The organism is Agrobacterium sp. SORGH_AS_0440, from assembly GCF_031453135.1.
Classification (GTDB): Bacteria; Pseudomonadota; Alphaproteobacteria; order Rhizobiales; family Rhizobiaceae; genus Agrobacterium; species Agrobacterium pusense.
Map to the genome: position 1 here is coordinate 974753 of NZ_JAVIYR010000002.1, position 17174 is coordinate 991926.

Sequence of the window (17174 nt, forward strand, 5' to 3'; positions counted from 1 at the left end):
AAACAAAAACGCGTCAGTCTTTGAGACGGACGCGTTCTTGAAATATCGGTGATTGCGAAATCGGGATCAGACCGTCTCGGGGCCTTCCGCGTGCCGGGCAGGGCGCTCATTCGGATCGCGTCCGATTTCGGCTTTCAGCGTCATCAGGTCGATGAAGTGATCGGCCTGGCGGCGCAGGTCGTCGGCGATCATCGCGGGCTGGGTGGCCATGGTGGAAACCACGGAAACCTTGCGGCCCTTGCGCTGCAGCGCGTCCACCAGCGTGGTGAAATCGCCGTCGCCGGAAAACAGCACCAGGTGATCGACCGTTTCGGACTGCTCCATGGCGTCGACCGCCAGTTCGATATCCATGTTACCCTTGATCTTGCGGCGGCCGAGCGCGTCGGTAAATTCCTTCGCCGGCTTCGTCACGACCTTGTAACCGTTATAGTCTAGCCAGTCGATCAGCGGGCGGATCGAGGAATATTCCTGATCTTCGATCAGGGCCGTGTAATAATAGGCGCGCAGCAGATAGCCGCGCTTTTGAAACGCCTTCAGAAGCTTGCGGTAGTCGATATCGAATCCCAGGCTTTTCGATGCTGCATAAAGATTGGCTCCATCTATGAAGAGCGCAATTTTCTCCCGTGGATCGAACATTCCATCCCATTCCTTTTTTTTGGAAAGGCCATTATCTGGCTTTTATATCCGGTCGATAGCGCTAAATATCATGTCGTATCAACGCGCTTTGCGTACCGCCGTTGCGTTTTAAGTAAGCTACCTTCCCCCTTATTCCAAGACAATTCTTCTAGACATTTTGTTCATCAGGCGCCAAACATCGAGGATAAGGTGCCAAAAGACGCCAAAGACAGGAAAAACTTGAATTCCGCGGCCAATGGCTGTATCGGAAGCTGGAAAGCTTCGTCGCGAGAAATTCCAGGTGTTTTCCGCAAGGCACGAAGCGCAGATTCAATAGGTTAGAGCAACCCTTGTGCATCCTGAAGACCGCACGGCGCTCTGATCCACGACATCACGACCCGCAAAGGACAGGCAATGGCCCGCGTCACAGTTGAAGATTGCATTGATAAAGTAGACAACCGTTTCGAGCTGGTGCTTCTCGCCAGCCACCGTGCGCGCCAGATTTCTCAGGGCTCTTCCATCACGGTTGACCGCGATAATGACAAGAACCCCGTCGTTGCGCTGCGTGAAATCGCCGACGAGACGCTGTCTCCCGACGATCTGAAGGAAGACCTCATCCATTCGCTGCAGAAGCACGTGGAAGTGGACGAGCCCGAGCCCGATCCGGTCACGCTTGCCGCCGCCGCTGCCGACAGCGAAGAAGACGACCAGCCGGAGACCGTCACCTTCGACCAGATGTCGGAAGAAGAACTGCTGGCCGGTATCGAAGGCCTTGTGCCGCCGGAAAAAAATGACGATTATTGATCCGGTTTTATGACGCCTTTGGCAGATGGCGGTTACCGTCTGTCAATAGTTGCCGTCATAATCTGATCCTTATTGATGCAGCATTGTGCGCCGACCCCAAGGTTGGCGCGCTTTCTTTTTGTGGAATATCGCATGATGCGGCAATACGAACTCGTTGAGCGGGTTCAAAAATATAAACCGGATGCGAATGAGGCCCTGCTGAACAAGGCCTATGTTTACGCGATGCAGAAACACGGCCAGCAGAAGCGGGCCAATGGCGACCCCTACATCTCGCATCCGCTGGAAGTTGCCGCAATCCTCACTGAAATGCATCTCGACGAATCGACCATCGCGGTGGCGTTGCTGCACGATACGATCGAGGACACCACCGCAACTCGCGCTGAAATCGACGAATTATTCGGCGAAGACATCGGCCGGCTGGTGGAAGGGCTGACCAAACTCAAGAAGCTTGATCTCGTCACCCGCAAGGCGAAACAGGCGGAGAACCTGCGCAAGCTGCTGCTCGCCATTTCCGATGACGTGCGCGTTCTCCTGGTGAAGCTCGCCGACCGCCTGCACAACATGCGTACCATGGAATACATGCCGGCCGACAAGCGCAGCCGCATTTCCGAAGAGACGATGGAAATCTATGCGCCGCTCGCCGGCCGCATGGGCATGCAGGACATGCGCGACGAGCTGGAGGACCTGTCCTTCCGTTATCTCAATCCGGAAGCCTATGAGACGGTGACAAACCGTTTGCAGGAACTGGAAACGCGCAATGAAGGCCTCATCAAGAAGATCGAGGACGAGCTGCGTGAATTGCTCGTGGCGAACGGCCTCATCGGCGCGGGCGTCAAGGGTCGGCAGAAAAAGCCTTATTCGGTGTTTCGCAAGATGCAGTCGAAGTCGCTCTCTTTCGAGCAGCTGTCTGACGTCTACGGTTTCCGCATTCTGGTCGACGACATTCCCTCCTGCTATCGGGCGCTCGGCATCGTGCACACACGCTGGCGTGTGGTGCCGGGCCGCTTCAAGGATTACATCTCCACGCCGAAGCAGAACGACTATCGCTCCATCCACACCACCATCGTTGGCCCGTCGCGCCAGCGTATCGAGCTGCAGATCCGCACCAAGCGCATGCATGAGATCGCCGAATTCGGTATTGCCGCCCACGCGCTCTACAAGGACGGCGAAAACGGGGAGGGCGATCTGCTTTCGCCGGAAAGCAACGCCTATTCCTGGCTGCGCCACACCATCGAATCGCTGGCGGAAGGCGACAGCCCGGAAGAATTCCTTGAGCATACCAAGCTGGAACTCTTTCAGGATCAGGTGTTCTGCTTCACGCCCAAGGGCAAGCTGATTGCCCTGCCGCGCGGCGCGACGCCCATCGATTTTGCCTATGCGGTGCACACCAATATCGGCGACACCACCGTTGGCGCCAAGATCAACGGCCGGATCATGCCGCTCGTCACCCGGCTGAACAATGGCGACGAGGTGGAGATCATCCGCTCCGGCGTGCAGGTGCCGCCCGCCGCATGGGAAGAGGTGGTGGTGACGGGCAAGGCCCGCTCGGCCATCCGCCGCGCCACCCGTATGGCCATCCGCAAACAATATTCCGGCCTTGGTTATCGCATTCTCGAGCGCACCTTCGAACGCGCCGGCAAGGCCTTCTCCAAGGAGGCACTGAAGCCGGTCCTGCATCGGCTGGCGCAGAAGGATGTCGAGGACGCCATCGCGGCTGTCGGCCGTGGCGAGGTTTCCTCGCTCGATGTGCTGCGCGCGGTATTCCCGGATTATCAGGACGAGCGCGTGACGGTGAAGATGACCGGTGACGACGGCTGGTTCAACATGCGCAGCGCCTCGGGCATGGTCTTCAAGATACCGGGCAAGTCCCGTTCGGCGCTGGAGGATGACGGTGCGGCCGAAATGCTCGACGGGCCTGACCCGCTGCCCATTCGTGGCCTTTCCGGCAATGTCGATGTGCATTTCGGGCCGGCCGGCGCCGTTCCGGGGGACCGCATCGTCGGCATCATGGAAAAGGGCAAGGGCATCACCATCTATCCAATCCAGGCGCCGGCGCTTCAGCGCTTCGACGACGAGCCGGAACGCTGGATCGATGTGCGGTGGGATCTGGACGAAGCGAACAAGTCGCGCTTCATGGCGCGGGTGATGATCAATGCGTTGAACGAGCCGGGCACGCTCGCCTCAGTCGCGCAGTCGATCGCAACGCTCGACGTCAATATTCGCGGGCTGAACATGGTCCGCATCGGTACCGACTTCTCCGAGTTGGCGCTGGACGTGGAAGTCTGGGATCTCAGGCAGCTGAACCAGCTTCTGTCGCAGCTCAAGGATCTGGATTGCGTCTCCACGGTCACGCGTGCCTTTGATTGAGGCATTTTTGATGCCTTTGAGATAGCGGAAGGCCGCTGTTATGCGTTCTGCGCATGGCAGCGGCCTTTTCCTGTCTCTGGTGGTTAATGCGGTTTGCGACTATTTTCCTCTCAGAAATTGAAGAGAAGGAAACGCGGCGTGCCGGTGGATGGACACCGATGAGAAACGCCAGTTCCAAACCGAAAGGACCGAAAATCATGTTTACTCCGCTTCGCAAGATCGCCCGCGCCGTTCGTGGCAAGACCACCCAGGAACGCGAATTCGAATATCTCAGCGGCTCGGTATCGAATGTCGACCTCGAGTTCCGTCAGCGCGAAATCGACCGCGGCCTGTTCCGCCGGTAATGCGCTCAGCGCATGGCAGCCAATCGCCATGCGTATGGACACGGAAAGCGCGGCGGTAATGGCCTGTGTTTTCCTGTGCACCGCAAGCCCAGGAGATACGCGCCTCAGCGCGTCTCCTCCATGCCGCTGTCCAGTGTGACTGATCGGGTATGCTGCATCTGCAATGATCAGCGTGGGATAACCGGGCAAAAGTTCTTTGTTGCCTACCACGCTCTTGGCTCGGCCGGGGTGATGAAATAGACTGCCCCCATGCCGTTTCGCCGCCGTGAACCCGTTGGTTTTTCAGAGAAGATTCGCGACCTCTTCTGGCCGCGAACGGGTTTTTCCCGTTCGTTGCGCTATATGAAGTTGCGCCTGCTCAGGCTTTCCGCCTCTCCCCATTCCATTGCCGCCGGTGTCGCCATCGGTGTGGGTGTGGCGTGGATGCCGTTTCTCGGTGTTCACATCATCATTGCCATGGCGCTCGGTTTCCTCATGCGCGTCAACCTCGTGGCGGCGGCACTCGGTACGACTTTCGCCAATCCGCTGACATTTCCTTTCATCTGGGCCTCCACCTGGGAGCTGGGACATGTCATTCTCGGGCGAAAGACGTCGGAAAGTGCTGCGCATGTGGATTTGGTGGCGCTGTTTAGCCATCTTGAATTCCGGCAGATATGGACGCCGGTGCTGGAACCCATGACCATTGGTGCGGTTCCGCCTGCCATCATCAGCGCGGTCATCGCCTATATCGCCGTTTATGGGCTCATCAACGGCTTTCAGCGCCGCAAGATGGAAAATCTCGCGCATCGCGCCGCCAACAAGAATGCTTCTCTGGAGATGTTGAAATGATCATTGGATTGGGAAGCGACCTGATAGACATCCGGCGCGTTGAAAAATCGATCGAGCGCTTCGGCGAGCGTTTCACTCATCGGTGTTTTACCGATATCGAGCGCGCCAAATCCGATGGCCGCAAGAACCGCGCCGCGTCCTATGCCAAGCGTTTCGCCGCCAAGGAGGCCTGTTCCAAGGCGCTTGGCACCGGCCTTGCGAACGGCGTTTTCTGGAAGGACATGGGCGTCGTCAACCTTCCGGGCGGCAAGCCCACCATGGTGCTGACAAACGGGGCAGGGGAGCGACTGGCGGCCATGCTGCCCGCAGGCCATCGCGCCAATATTCACCTGACGATCACGGATGACCACCCTTACGCTCAGGCATTTGTGATCATCGAGGCGCTTCCCGTGATCGATTGACGCCTGGGGGCACCGTTGGGCGCGCTCTATTTGCACCGCTGTCACAGAAGCGCTTCCCTTCGGGCTGGAAAGGTTCTAGAGAAGTCGCAGAAATATGAAAGCGTTGCGGGCCGCGTGAAACAGCATCACCCGCCCCAGGCGCGATAAGCAACGGCCCGTCAGCTTCTTGGATCGAAGAAGCCGGGAAACAATCAGGCAGGTCTTTAAGTGTCGGAAAAAGCGGAAAAGAAGCAGAACGCCCTTTGGGAGAACGTCAAGGTCATCATTCAGGCGCTGCTGCTGGCGATGGTCATCCGCACCGTGCTGTTTCAGCCCTTCACCATCCCGTCGGGCTCGATGATGCCGACGCTGCTGGTCGGCGACTATCTTTTCGTCAACAAGTTCTCCTACGGCTATTCTAAATATTCGCTGCCTTTCTCGCCGAACCTGTTTTCGGGCCGCATTCTGGAATTCAGCAAGCCGAAGCGCGGCGATGTCGTGGTCTTCCGCCTGCCGCCCAATCCTGAAGTGGATTACATCAAGCGTCTGGTCGGCCTGCCGGGCGACCGAATTCAGGTCACGAACGGCGTGCTGTTCATCAACGGCCAGCCGGTGCCCAAGCAGCCCGACGGCACCTTCACGTCGGATTATCGCGCCGATCCGGGCGCCAACGTACCGGTTTTCCGCGAAACGCTTGACAATGGCGTTACCTACGACACGCTCGATCAGTCGCCCGACTCGCGCGGCGACAACACCCGCGAATTCGTGGTCCCCGAAGGCCATTATTTCATGATGGGCGACAACAGAGACAATTCGCTGGATAGCCGCTTCGATGTCGGTTTCGTGCCGGAAGAAAACCTGATTGGCCGCGCCAGCGTCATCTTCTTCTCTTTGGGCAACGACACGCCGTTCAGCCGCATTTGGGAATGGCCGGCCAACATGCGTTGGGACCGCCTGTTCAAGGTTGTGGGATGAGCAAGACCAAGCCGCTTTCCGCGGACGAGATTTCCCGTCTGGAAGCGTTGATCGGATATGAGTTCAAGGAAAAGGCCCGGCTCGACCGGGCCTTGACCCATGCCAGCGCCCGCTCCGCCGCGGCGGGCAATTACGAACGTCTGGAGTTTCTGGGCGACCGCGTTCTGGGTCTCTGCGTTGCAGAGCTTCTGTTCTCCATCTTCCGCAATGCGTCCGAAGGTGAGCTTTCGGTGCGTTTGAACCAACTGGTCAGCGCCGAATCCTGCGCGTCGATCGCTGACGAGATGGGCCTGCACAATTTCATCCGCACCGGATCCGACGTCAAGAAACTCACCGGCAAGGCGATGCTGAACGTGCGCGCCGATGTCGTCGAAAGCCTGATTGCCACCATCTATCTGGATGGCGGCCTCGATGCGTCGCGCAAATTCATTCTGAAATATTGGCAGGGCCGTGCCACGAGCGTGGATGCCGGACGGCGTGACGCGAAAACGGAACTGCAGGAATGGGCGCACGCAAAGTTTGCGGTCACCCCATCTTACCGGGTTGACGATCGCTCCGGACCGGATCACGATCCCCGCTTTACGGTGACTGTTGAAATTCCCGGCGTAAAGCCGGAAACCGGCGTCGAGCGTTCCAAGCGCGCGGCCGAGCAGGTGGCGGCAACCAGATTGCTGGAACGCGAAGGCGTTTGGCAGAAAAGCTCTACCTGAAACTGAGCTGACCGGCGACGGCAGCTGACTATCAAGCGCATGGCGAGCCCTCTGGCCGCATGTTGAATACCTCTGACCTTGAATGGATATCATGACCGATCACGAAAACCCCGCCTCGACAGGCGAAGACAATGCCCTTTCGACCCGCTCCGGCTTCGTTGCCCTCATTGGCCCTACAAATGCCGGTAAGTCGACGCTGGTAAACCGGCTGGTGGGCGCCAAGGTTTCCATCGTCAGCCACAAGGTGCAGACGACGCGTGCGGTCATGCGCGGCATCGCCATTCACGACAACGCGCAGATCGTGTTCATGGACACGCCCGGTATCTTCAAGCCGCGCCGTCGGCTGGACCGCGCCATGGTCACCTCCGCCTGGGGCGGCGCGAAGGACGCCGATCTCATTCTTCTTTTGATCGACAGCGAGCGCGGCCTGAAGGGCGACGCTGAGGCGATTCTCGAAGGCCTGAAGGACGTCCCCCAGAAGAAAATCCTCTGCCTCAACAAGATCGACCAGGTAAAGCGCGAAGACCTCCTGAAGCTCGCCGCCGCCGCCAATGAGACGGTCGCCTTCGACCGCACCTTCATGATCTCGGCGACCAATGGCTCCGGTTGTGAAGACCTGATGAACTATCTGGCTGCCGAATTGCCGGAAGGCCCATGGTATTATCCGGAAGACCAGATCTCCGACCTGCCTATGCGCCAGCTTGCCGCCGAAATCACCCGCGAAAAGCTGTTCCTGCGCCTGCACCAGGAACTTCCCTATGCCTCGCATGTCGAGACGGAAAAGTGGGAAGAGCGCAAGGATGGCTCAGTGCGCATCGAGCAGGTGATCTATGTCGAGCGCGACAGCCAGAAAAAGATTGCGCTCGGCAAGAACGGCGATGCCATCAAGGCGATCTCCACCGCCTCGCGCAAGGAACTCTCGGAAATACTCGAACAGCCGGTGCATCTCTTCCTGTTCGTCAAGGTGCGCGAGAACTGGGGCGACGACCCGGAGCGTTTCCGCGAAATGGGGCTGGAATTCCCGCGAGGCTGAAAGCGCGTCATTCCCGCGTTTCTGTGAGGATACAGAAACGCGGTGGGAGGAGCGCGATGTCTTTGTTCCCGGCAGGGAACCGAATATCCTTGGAACGGGTTGTTCCAAAAACAATTGGGCGCAACCTTTTTTCATGATGGATAATCATGTCACCCAAAAAACCGAACGGGATTTCCACCACCCCCTGCCAGCAATGCCCGCTGCGCGATCTACCGCATTTCAGGGACTTTTCTTCTTCGGAACTGGATTTCGTGTCCCGTTTCAAGACGGGGGAATTGGCGGTGGAGAGCGGCTCCGTCATCCTGATGGAAGGCTCACACAGCGCTCACCTCTACACGGTTCTTGCGGGCTGGGCATTTCGCTACAAGACTTTGGAGGACGGCCGGCGGCAGATCCTGAATTACGTGATGCCGGGCGACCTCGTCGGCCTGCAGGGCACGGTGATGGGGGAGATGCAGCACTCGGTTGAGGCCTTGTCGCCGGTCACGCTATGCGTCTTCGAGCGATCGCGCCTCAACAATCTCTTTACCGACCACCCGACGCTTGCCTATGATCTGACATGGATTGCGGCGAGCGAAGAGCGCATGCTCGACAGTCATCTGCTCAGCATCGGCCGTCGCACGGCGCTTGAGCGCGCGGCCTACCTTATCGCTTTCCTTTACAGCAGGGCGAAAGCAGTCGCGCTGCTGCAGGGCGAGGCGACGATTCCTGTCACCCAGCAGCACGTGGCCGATACGCTCGGCCTCTCCATCGTCCACACCAACAAGACGCTGAGAAAGCTCGTCGATCGCGGGCTTATCCGCTGGACGGACAAGGGCTGTCTGGTGCTGGATGACGCCGGACTGGCACAAGTTGCGGGCTGGGAAAGCGACGGCAAGCGGCAGAGACCGTTTATCTGATCTTCCGACATGTCTTTTTTAAATGACGGGCGAGCCGCAATTTGCGACTGCTCCCATGATATCTCACTGGAGAATCGTTTCGAAGACGACGGCTTCGAGCCTGACGGCTCTCTTTTGTTAGGAAGAAAAATATGGTGCCACAACGGGTTATCATCGTTGAGGATGAATATCTGGTGGCGCTCGATGTTGAGGCGGTTCTCCAGTCGATGGGTGTGGAGACCGTTATCATCGCCACGACGCTTGCGCAGGCGAGGAAGGCTCTCGAAGAGGATGGCGCCGATTGCGTGCTTCTCGATGTCAGCCTTTCTGACGGTAAAAGCTATGATTTTGCACGCCACTTGCGGTCTGCGTCCATTCCTTTCGGTTTTGTCAGCGGTTACGGCGACACGACCGGATTCCCCGAAGATCTCCTGCATGCGCCCTTGCTCGGCAAGCCTTTCGGAGAAAACGAAATCACCGATTTCGTCCTCCGCCTCGTCGATGCGGCGCGTGTTACCGTAAAAGAATAACGTTTCGCCGCCGGATCGGTTATGATCGGGCTTGAATCGAAATTCGGACAGGTTTCATGCAGTGGCAGGATGAGGCGATCATTCTCGGCGTAAAGCGCCATGGCGAAACGAGTGTCATCGCCGAGGTGATGACCCGCACACGCGGCCGCCATCTCGGCATGGTGCGCTCCGGGCGCTCCCGTAGCATGCAGCCGGTGCTGCAGGCCGGAAACCGGGTAGACGTCGTCTGGCGCGCTCGCCTTGACGATCATCTCGGAGAATACCGCATCGAGCCCCTGCAACTGCGCGCGGCGCAATTGATGGAAACGGCCACCGCCGTATACGGCGTCCAGGCCATGGGCGCGCTGCTGAGGCTTTTGCCGGAGCGCGATCCGCATCCGCATCTTTATCAGGCGCTCGATATCATTCTCGATAATCTCCACGACCCGGCCGATGCAGGCGAACTTTTCGTGCGCTTCGAGTTGGCGGTGCTGAATGATCTCGGTTTCGGGCTTGATCTTACCGAATGTGCGGCGACGGGGCTGCGCAACGATCTCATCTATGTGTCGCCGAAAACGGGAAGGGCGGTCTGCCGCACGGCGGGAGCGCCCTATGCGGACCGGATGCTGTCGCTTCCGGCTTTTCTCGGCGAAGGCCAGTCGAAAGCCGCTGATCCCGAGAGCCTTGCGGCAGCTTTTCGCCTGACCGCCCATTTTCTCAACCGCCATGTCTACGATCCGCGCGGGCTCAATGAAAACGCCGCCCGCGACGGTTTCGTGCAGGCGGCGCTGAAGGCTTTGGAGCGCAGGGGATCGCCGCCCGCACTGGACAGGGCCGGTTAGTTCCGGGCCATCGCTATTGGGCGAAGGCCGGCCGTGGGGCGGGGCGTTCTTCAATGGGCCAGTGCACGACGGCCGCAAAAATCCCCATGCCGACGCCAAGCCACCAGACGAGGTCGTAAGAACCGAACCTGTCATAAAGAAAGCCGCCCAGCCAGACGCCAAGGAACGAGCCGATCTGGTGGGTGAGGAACACGACGCCGCCGAGCATGCCGAGATGGCGCGTGCCGAACATGATGGCCACCAGCGCATTTGTGGGCGGCACGGTGGAGAGCCAGAGTATGCCCATGACGGAAGCAAAGAGAATGACTGAAAGCGGCGATTGCGGCAAAAGCAGAAAGGCAGTCACGACCACGGAACGGGCAATATAGATATAGGCCAGGAAATAGGGCTTGGAATAACGCTGTGCGATGACGCCGGCGGCCAGCGATCCGATGATGTTGAAGAAGCCGATGAGCGCCATGGCAATCACCGCGTATCGTGGTTCGATACCGATATCGCCGAGATAGGCCGGGAAATGCGCGGTGATGAAGGCCACCTGGAAACCACAGACGAAGAAGCCCGTCGTCAGCAGCAGATAGCTCTTGTGGCCAAGCGCTTCCTTCAGCGCTTCGCCCGCGGTCTGCTGGAACTGCGCCTGCGACTGGGTGCCGGAGGACGAGTTTCCGCGCATGAAAAAGGCGAGCAGCGGCACCAGCATCATCATGGCGGCGAGCCAGACGAGACTGTCCGACCAGCCATAGGTGGAAATCAACCCCTGGCTGATAGGTGCAAACAGGAACATGCCTGCCGAACCCGCCGCCGTGCCGATACCAAAGGCGAATGAACGCTGCTGCGGCGTGACATGGCGGGCGAAGGCGGAAAGGATGACGCTGAACGACCCTGCGGCAATGCCAAGCCCCACGAGAACGCCGCCGCCGAAATGCAGCCAGAAGGGCGATGTGCCGAAGGACATGCAGATGAGGCCCGTCGCATAAAGAAAGCCGGAGAGCACGAGCACGCGGCCCGTACCGAACTTATCGGCGATGGCGCCGAAGAAGGGTTGGCCGAGACCCCAGAAGAGGTTCTGCAGCGCCATGGCAAGACCGAAGGTTGAACGATCCCAGCCGGTATCGGCCAGCATCGGCAACTGGAAAAAGCCCATGGCGGAGCGGGGGCCGAACGTCATGACCGCAATCAGCGACCCGGCCGCGATAATCAGCCAGGGCATACTCCGGCGAGTGGCTTGCGACATGAATATTCCCCCCTCGCAGCGCCCGCCTCTGAAAGGAGCGCAAAGCATGCCGCGGATTCCACAATGATGGGAGGAATATTATCTTTTGTCAGCCGGCCCCACTAGCGACTTTTCTTGACGGCCATTATTCATGCGATTGATGGAACGCGGCCTAAGAGGCGACGATGAAACAGAATATCTACGACGATCCCGGGTTTTTCGAGCGCTACAGCGCCATGCCGCGTTCCGTGGAAGGTCTGCGTCAAGCCGGTGAGTGGCACGAATTGCGCTCCATGCTGCCCCCGCTGAAAGACAAGTCCTTTCTCGACCTCGGTTGCGGTTTCGGCTGGCATTGCCGCTTTGCCGCGGAGCAGGGCGCACGCCATGTCGTCGGCGTCGATCTCTCGGAGAACATGTTGCGCCGCGCTGCCGAGATCAATGGTGGGCCCGGCATCGAATATCGCCGCGCGGCTATCGAAGACATCGATTTTCCGCGGCAGAGTTTCGATGTGGTACTGAGTTCCCTTGCCCTGCATTACGTCCGCGATCTCGACGTGGCATTCGCAGGGATTTTCGCCGTGCTGAAGTCGGGCGGCGATTTCATTTTTTCCATCGAGCATCCCGTTTTTACGGCGCTGGAAAAACAGGACTGGTTTTACGGCGAGGACGGCGAAATCCTGCACTGGCCACTCGACAACTACCAGAACGAGGGCGTGCGCCACTCCAACTGGATGGCGGACGATGTGGTGAAATATCACCGCACCGTGTCAGCTATCGTCAATGGCCTCCTGTCCGCTGGTTTCACCCTGACGCGTCTGGCGGAACCACGACCGGATCCGGCTTTGGTGGCCGAGCGCCCGGAGCTGAAGCATGAAGACCGCCGCCCGATCTTTTTGATCGTCGGTGTGAAGAAGTCGTGACATGACCCGTGCGTTGTATCGCCGGGGTGCACAAAGATTGAGATCGGCGCGTCAGGCTCGAAGCTTGCCTTGTTCACAGTGCTCCGTCCCTCCTCATCTGTGTGCTTGTCACAGAGATCCAGCCAGCCCAAGTCTTTGGGCTGAGGGATTGTTTTGCCGCGCAGACGCGTATCGGCTGGATTCCTGTGACAAGCACAGGAATGAGGGGAGCGAGGGTTTGACGGCAGGTTAAAGCGCTGCCTGATGCCCAGAGGATTCCGTTTGAACCGGACTGACTTAGCGCCTCTTGATCGCCCAGCCTTCGGGCCTTTCCTCGATCACCTTTGCGACGTCGCCGACAGACAGCCTGCCTTCACCGCGCGGCGTCACGTTCCAGCCGAACAGCGGGCCGGGCACGCGCCGGTCTGCGGACATACGGATGCGGCCCATGGCCTTCATGGGAGAGGGCACATCGCGGGAGCCGGTCGTCTGATCCTGCGTGGTCATGATGCAGCGGGCGCAGGGTTTGACGAGATCGAAGCGAATGCCGCCGATCTCGATGGCCGCCCAGGCGTCTTCCGCCCATGGTTCGTCCGTCTCAAGCACGATATTGGGCCGGAACCGCTCCATGCCAACGTCGTCTTCGCCATTTTCGCGCATGTTGTCGTTCAGCGCGGCAAGCGAGGCGGTGGTGGTGACAAGGATCTGGTAGCCGTCGGCAAAGGTGACGGGCGTTTCATCGCCTGTCCACTCGAGGCTCGCGATGCGTTTGGAAGCGTTATCGAAAAAGGCGAGCTTCACTTCGCGTCCGAGCCATGCCGAGAGCGTGTCATTGGTCACAGCGTCAGCCATATTGGCGCTGACGATCGATTTCCATACCGCCACATCCATGCGCTCGCCGGATGGCCTTGCGACGATCTCGCCATGCCGGTCGCGCGAAAGCAACATGCCCCCGTCCTCGTGCCGCGCCAGAACCGTGGCAATGGCAGGCAATTCACGCTGGGTGATGAAGTGGCCCGACGGGTCCACAAGCATGGCGCGACGGTCACCCGGCAGACCCTCGGCCGACACGGCGCTGTCCGAGAGGGAAATGCCGCGCGCGCTTTTCAGCGGGTAGATATTAAGCTCTGTCACACGCATCATGCTTCCTCATATTTCATCGAGAAACAGGTCCAGCACCTGTTTCAGCCGCTCATGGCGGGCTCTGGCCATCTGCCTGCCGGTCTCTGTGCGAAAACCATCTGCCAGCTTGAACAGCTTGGTCTCGAAATGGTCGATGGCAAAAGCGCGGTCATCAAGCGGCCGTTCCTTCGCCAAGGGGTCGACCGGATCGTAAAGTGCGGATCCTATGCGGCCGGCAATATAAAAGCAGCGCGCCGCTCCCACCATGCCGATGGCGTCCAGCCTGTCGGCATCCTGAAGGATTTTCGCTTCCAGTGTCTGCGGTTCGATATTGGCGGAAAAGCTGTGGGTGATGATCGCATGCGTGACGGCGTCGATATCCTGCTTCTTCCAGCTGAGGCCGGCCAGAATGCCTGAAGCCTTTTCTGCCGCCAGTCGTGATGCCTGTGCCCGCAAGGGCGAGTTTTTCTCCACGGCCACACAATCATGCAGCAGCACGCTGGCCGCCAGCACGGTGCCATCGCCGCCTTCACCCGCATGGATGCGCATGGCATTGCGGAAGACACGGTGAATATGGGCCAGATCATGCGAGCCGTCGCCCGCATCGGCGGCGTGCGGGATCAAATCCTGCGCAAGCGCCGCATGGGGCGCGAAAGCCTCCGCCGCGATCATGCCTGCGGCTTCCGGGTGAGGATTTTCTGGTAGAACAGGCCGATGCCGATGAGCACCGCGCCGAGCCCGATGAAGGACAGCGCCCGGAGCACGCCTTCGAGGTTGCTCATGTCGATCAGGAAGGCTTTGGCAACCGAGATCAGCACGAAGGCGGCCGATGCCAGACGCAGGCTGCGGGCATTAAAGCGCGAGCCAAGCACGAGCAGCAGGACGCCGATCAGCAGCCAGACCACCGAATAGCTGTAGGTCTCGCCCTGCATAAAGCCCTTCCAGTCAGCAATGTTCTCGCCCTGCCAGAAACGGCGCACCGAAAGCGTGGCCCAGGCAAAACCGAGCGCTGCACCCGCCACCGCCAGCATGCTGACATAGGGCGGCGGACGTTTTCCGCGCGCGTAATAGGCGAGGCCGCCATAAGCGAATGCCGGCAAAAGGTAACCGATCAGCAGCAGGTTGAGGACCGGGATGCGGCCGGTATTCTCGCCGGTGAAATAGGGGTTGAGCGTGAAGAAATGCATCGTCAGCACGTTGATGACGGCGATGACGCCGGCGATCATCGAGCCGTAACGGAAGACGGGGCTGGGGCTTTTCAAATCCAGCGTCATCAGGACACCGGAGAAGCCGATGGTCAGCAGCGTGTAGATCGACTGCTCGCCGAGCGTCGGCACATTGCTGTCGAGCGTACCGCCATTCATTGCGTGGCGAACGAGGATGGCCACGGCCAGAAGTCCCATGACGCTGGCGATGGCCTGCAGGAAGTTCTTGATCCGCATGCCCGGCCAGTCGCGCAACAGCCACGCGGAGACGATGGCCAGCAAGGCAGGGATGCCATAGCCCGGCAGCAGCGCGTTGAAGACCGGCGTCGTGCCGAGATTTTGCGGCCCGACGATTGTCGGCTCCCAGGCGATCCGGCCAAGAACGGCAACACTTGCGACAGCCATGACCCAGGGCAGTATATCCCAGTTGCGGTAGCGGCTCGCCAGCACGTAAAGGAAGCCGATGACGGACAGCAGCACTGTCGTCGCGAGCCCTTCCGTCAGCGTGTGCAGGCAGAGCGCGAAGGCGGCGAAGGAGCCGAGCACAAGGATGTTCAGCGGCTTGCGATAGGCCTCACTGTTGCGCCGGTGCAGCCATTCAGCACCGGCAAGCAGCACGAAGCCAAGGCCGAGACCATAGGCCGCGTGCAGCCAGTCGCGGCCGAGATTGCCATATTCGACGAAGCTCGCCGTCGCGAGCCAGACAGGGAACAGGGCGGCAATGCCAGCCCAGAACTGGGCGAAATCCGCATCTTCTGCGCCCTTGCGTTTCAGGAAGGAAAAGGCGCACAGCACGAAGATAGCCCCAAGGCCGAGCGCCATGGCAATTTCCGCAGCGTAGCCTGTGCCCACGGGCGGAAGCGTCACGCCGGTATCATTCACGAGACCAATAAAATCGATGCCACGCCGCGACATGAGCGACACCGCAGACTGCGCGCCGAGCGCGGCGATGATGGCCGGCCAGACGGCATAGTGACGGGCAGCGCCGAGTGCTGCAAGAGCTGCAATAAGCGCTGAAACGATGAGCGCCGGGTGAGTATCGACGCTGCCTTCGGCAAAGAGGAAGCCGATGGCCGGCAGGATCACCGCCATCGATACGGTGAGGTTGAGGGCGAGCGACGGGCGCAGCAAAAGCCGCATGATGCGAATCGCGCGCCGCTCGGGAGCTGCCGTTTCAACAGCTTCCGAAGGCGTGGTGTCGTATTGTTTTCCGGGCCAAAGGAAGATCGTGCCAGCCAGCATGATTAGCAGGGCAAGAGTCGGCGGTTCGGCACTGATTGCATCCGAAAAGCCGATATATCCGAGAGCCCAGAGGCCAAGTCCGGCATTGGCAAGCGACGGGACCACCGTCCAGCCCTGCCGGCGCGCCGCTGCCGCGGTTGCGAGCCAAGAGACGGTGAGGAAGACGAAGAGCGCCCAGATGTTCGGCGTTTCGGTGGAAATCAGCGCCGGCGTCAGCATCGAACCGAGAAGTCCGAGACCGGCGAGCGCCTGTCCGTGCAACAACGACAGGCCGATGGTGGCGAAGGCGACGAGGCCAAGCAGGATAAAGGCCGTGCCGGGACCGATATAGTCGTAGATGCCATAAGCCGCATAAACCACACCGAACAGCGTCAATGCACCGGCCGCGGTGAGCACACCCGGTATCATGGCGTTGGAGTAGGTGGTGGCGATGCCTGGCACCGCCTTGCGGCGGATCGCTTCACCGGCAAGCCCGAGAAAGAGGCCGAAAATGGCGGCGAGCGACAGCCTGACCGCCGGGCTGAGCAGGCCTGATTCGATCGAATATTTGACGAGGAAAATGCCGCCGAGCGCCAGCGCCAGCCCGCCCGCCCAAACCGCCCAGCGCGCGCCGAGCAGGCTTTCGAAGCTTTCTTTCGCTGCCGGGGCAGACGCGGTATCAGAAGCCGCCACGGATACGGCATCGGCGAGTGGCGCAGCGGGGGCGTCTTCGCGCGCCACGTCTTGATCCGCCGCAGCGGTGCTGGCTTCTGAACGCTCGAAGGCGTCTTCATCCCGGATGCCCGCTGGTTCCAGCGCCGTTTGGCCTTCCGTCTCTGCTGCGAAATCAGTCTTTTCGGCGGTTTCCGCGTTTTCTGCCAGTGCCGCAGCAGGAGCGGCCACGCCCGCCGCCATCAGCCGCTTGAGGCTGTGAACCTCCCGTTCGAGCGACTTGATGCGGCTTGAATTGCGGATGCTTGCGACCAGCGTGTAGATGAAGGCCGCGACAAGGGCGAGGATAAACAGCGGGATTTCCAAACGGACTCTCCAATTATGAAGCTGTTTTTAAAGCCCTTTTGGTGAATTTATGCAAGGCCCGGTTGATGAGGTTGTGGGTAACGGGGGAGCGAGCGCTCGCATCCGCTTCTTCTCCCCGAGGGGGAAATCTGCGGCAGTGGGATGAGGGGGCGAGGGTAGAAATAAACCGAGAGCTTGCCCCCTCAACCGACCCT

The 17174-nt window shown here is 59.8% G+C and carries 17 protein-coding genes; 12 read left to right on the forward strand and 5 right to left on the reverse strand.

From position 1 onward, the window contains the following. Nucleotides 1-66 precede the first annotated feature (66 nt). Entirely contained in the window at nucleotides 67-636 is a 570-nt protein-coding gene (locus QE453_RS14075) for an NYN domain-containing protein (RefSeq protein WP_004440903.1), read from the reverse strand. 393 nt (nucleotides 637-1029) lie between these two features. Between QE453_RS14075 and rpoZ the strand changes: the two genes are divergently transcribed. The 11 genes from rpoZ to recO all read left to right on the forward strand — a co-directional run bounded on the left by rpoZ (nucleotide 1030) and on the right by recO (nucleotide 10285). After that, nucleotides 1030-1419 carry a DNA-directed RNA polymerase subunit omega gene (gene rpoZ, locus QE453_RS14080; RefSeq protein WP_003521126.1) on the forward strand — a complete coding sequence of 130 codons (390 nt, stop codon included), beginning with the start codon at nucleotides 1030-1032 and terminating at the stop codon, nucleotides 1417-1419. A 132-nt stretch (nucleotides 1420-1551) separates the two neighbouring features. Continuing rightward, nucleotides 1552-3786, forward strand: a complete 2235-nt coding sequence (locus QE453_RS14085; RefSeq protein WP_004440906.1) for a bifunctional (p)ppGpp synthetase/guanosine-3',5'-bis(diphosphate) 3'-pyrophosphohydrolase — start codon at nucleotides 1552-1554, stop codon at nucleotides 3784-3786. A gap of 197 nt (nucleotides 3787-3983) precedes the next feature. Beyond that, nucleotides 3984-4130, forward strand: coding sequence for a hypothetical protein (locus QE453_RS14090; RefSeq protein ID WP_003496944.1), 147 nt, complete (start codon nucleotides 3984-3986; stop codon nucleotides 4128-4130). A gap of 249 nt (nucleotides 4131-4379) precedes the next feature. Then, nucleotides 4380-4958, forward strand: coding sequence for a DUF2062 domain-containing protein (locus QE453_RS14095; protein ID WP_309777318.1), 579 nt, complete (start codon nucleotides 4380-4382; stop codon nucleotides 4956-4958). Beyond that, complete coding sequence (gene acpS / locus QE453_RS14100; protein WP_004440912.1) at nucleotides 4955-5359, forward strand: holo-ACP synthase; 405 nt, start codon at nucleotides 4955-4957, stop codon at nucleotides 5357-5359. Before QE453_RS14095 ends, acpS begins: the two co-directional genes overlap by 4 nt. Nucleotides 5360-5566: 207 nt before the next feature. Beyond that, the gene (gene lepB, locus QE453_RS14105; RefSeq protein ID WP_003509951.1) at nucleotides 5567-6313 is read left to right on the forward strand and encodes a signal peptidase I; all 747 of its coding nucleotides are present in this window, start codon (nucleotides 5567-5569) and stop codon (nucleotides 6311-6313) included. Then, the gene (gene rnc, locus QE453_RS14110; RefSeq protein WP_004440914.1) at nucleotides 6310-7023 is read left to right on the forward strand and encodes a ribonuclease III; all 714 of its coding nucleotides are present in this window, start codon (nucleotides 6310-6312) and stop codon (nucleotides 7021-7023) included. The genes lepB and rnc overlap by 4 nt, the downstream gene beginning before the upstream one ends. A gap of 82 nt (nucleotides 7024-7105) precedes the next feature. Beyond that, on the forward strand, nucleotides 7106-8056 hold the full coding sequence (era, locus tag QE453_RS14115) for a GTPase Era (protein ID WP_309777319.1): 951 nt from the start codon (nucleotides 7106-7108) through the stop codon (nucleotides 8054-8056). Between the two features lie 146 nt (nucleotides 8057-8202). Next, nucleotides 8203-8955, forward strand: coding sequence for a Crp/Fnr family transcriptional regulator (locus QE453_RS14120; RefSeq protein ID WP_004440919.1), 753 nt, complete (start codon nucleotides 8203-8205; stop codon nucleotides 8953-8955). 131 nt (nucleotides 8956-9086) lie between these two features. Beyond that, nucleotides 9087-9464: a response regulator gene (locus QE453_RS14125; protein ID WP_004440922.1), complete on the forward strand. Its 378-nt coding sequence runs from the start codon at nucleotides 9087-9089 to the stop codon at nucleotides 9462-9464. A 56-nt stretch (nucleotides 9465-9520) separates the two neighbouring features. After that, entirely contained in the window at nucleotides 9521-10285 is a 765-nt protein-coding gene (gene recO / locus QE453_RS14130) for a DNA repair protein RecO (protein WP_006699397.1), read from the forward strand. A gap of 13 nt (nucleotides 10286-10298) precedes the next feature. Here recO and QE453_RS14135 read toward each other — a convergent pair whose 3' ends face one another. Further along, the gene (locus tag QE453_RS14135) at nucleotides 10299-11516 is read right to left on the reverse strand and encodes an MFS transporter (RefSeq protein WP_309777321.1); all 1218 of its coding nucleotides are present in this window, start codon (nucleotides 11514-11516) and stop codon (nucleotides 10299-10301) included. A 164-nt stretch (nucleotides 11517-11680) separates the two neighbouring features. Here QE453_RS14135 and QE453_RS14140 point away from each other — a divergent pair, with 164 nt between their 5' ends. After that, nucleotides 11681-12415, forward strand: coding sequence for a class I SAM-dependent methyltransferase (locus QE453_RS14140; protein WP_309777322.1), 735 nt, complete (start codon nucleotides 11681-11683; stop codon nucleotides 12413-12415). A 276-nt stretch (nucleotides 12416-12691) separates the two neighbouring features. Here the strand turns inward: QE453_RS14140 and QE453_RS14145 are convergent, their stop codons facing one another. From QE453_RS14145 to QE453_RS14155, 3 genes are read right to left on the reverse strand one after another with little or no spacing between them, the layout of a single operon-like run. Continuing rightward, nucleotides 12692-13534, reverse strand: a complete 843-nt coding sequence (locus QE453_RS14145) for an MOSC domain-containing protein (RefSeq protein ID WP_309778166.1) — start codon at nucleotides 13532-13534, stop codon at nucleotides 12692-12694. Between the two features lie 9 nt (nucleotides 13535-13543). Further along, the gene (locus QE453_RS14150; protein ID WP_309777323.1) at nucleotides 13544-14188 is read right to left on the reverse strand and encodes an HD domain-containing protein; all 645 of its coding nucleotides are present in this window, start codon (nucleotides 14186-14188) and stop codon (nucleotides 13544-13546) included. Further along, nucleotides 14185-16980, reverse strand: coding sequence for a DUF2339 domain-containing protein (locus QE453_RS14155; protein ID WP_309777324.1), 2796 nt, complete (start codon nucleotides 16978-16980; stop codon nucleotides 14185-14187). Before QE453_RS14155 ends, QE453_RS14150 begins: the two co-directional genes overlap by 4 nt. Between the last annotated feature and the right edge of the window lie 194 nt (nucleotides 16981-17174).

Coding starts and splice junctions, on each gene's coding strand:
- acpS (WP_004440912.1), top strand. CDS start 4,955: ATGATCATTGGATTGGGAAGCGACCTGATAGACATCCGGCGCGTTGAA.
- era (WP_309777319.1), top strand. CDS start 7,106: ATGGATATCATGACCGATCACGAAAACCCCGCCTCGACAGGCGAAGAC.
- QE453_RS14125 (WP_004440922.1), top strand. CDS start 9,087: ATGGTGCCACAACGGGTTATCATCGTTGAGGATGAATATCTGGTGGCG.
- QE453_RS14120 (WP_004440919.1), top strand. CDS start 8,203: ATGTCACCCAAAAAACCGAACGGGATTTCCACCACCCCCTGCCAGCAA.
- QE453_RS14140 (WP_309777322.1), top strand. CDS start 11,681: ATGAAACAGAATATCTACGACGATCCCGGGTTTTTCGAGCGCTACAGC.
- rnc (WP_004440914.1), top strand. CDS start 6,310: ATGAGCAAGACCAAGCCGCTTTCCGCGGACGAGATTTCCCGTCTGGAA.
- QE453_RS14090 (WP_003496944.1), top strand. CDS start 3,984: ATGTTTACTCCGCTTCGCAAGATCGCCCGCGCCGTTCGTGGCAAGACC.
- QE453_RS14145 (WP_309778166.1), bottom strand. CDS start 13,534: ATGCGTGTGACAGAGCTTAATATCTACCCGCTGAAAAGCGCGCGCGGC.
- QE453_RS14085 (WP_004440906.1), top strand. CDS start 1,552: ATGATGCGGCAATACGAACTCGTTGAGCGGGTTCAAAAATATAAACCG.
- QE453_RS14095 (WP_309777318.1), top strand. CDS start 4,380: ATGCCGTTTCGCCGCCGTGAACCCGTTGGTTTTTCAGAGAAGATTCGC.
- QE453_RS14150 (WP_309777323.1), bottom strand. CDS start 14,188: ATGATCGCGGCGGAGGCTTTCGCGCCCCATGCGGCGCTTGCGCAGGAT.
- recO (WP_006699397.1), top strand. CDS start 9,521: ATGCAGTGGCAGGATGAGGCGATCATTCTCGGCGTAAAGCGCCATGGC.
- QE453_RS14135 (WP_309777321.1), bottom strand. CDS start 11,516: ATGTCGCAAGCCACTCGCCGGAGTATGCCCTGGCTGATTATCGCGGCC.
- rpoZ (WP_003521126.1), top strand. CDS start 1,030: ATGGCCCGCGTCACAGTTGAAGATTGCATTGATAAAGTAGACAACCGT.
- QE453_RS14075 (WP_004440903.1), bottom strand. CDS start 636: ATGTTCGATCCACGGGAGAAAATTGCGCTCTTCATAGATGGAGCCAAT.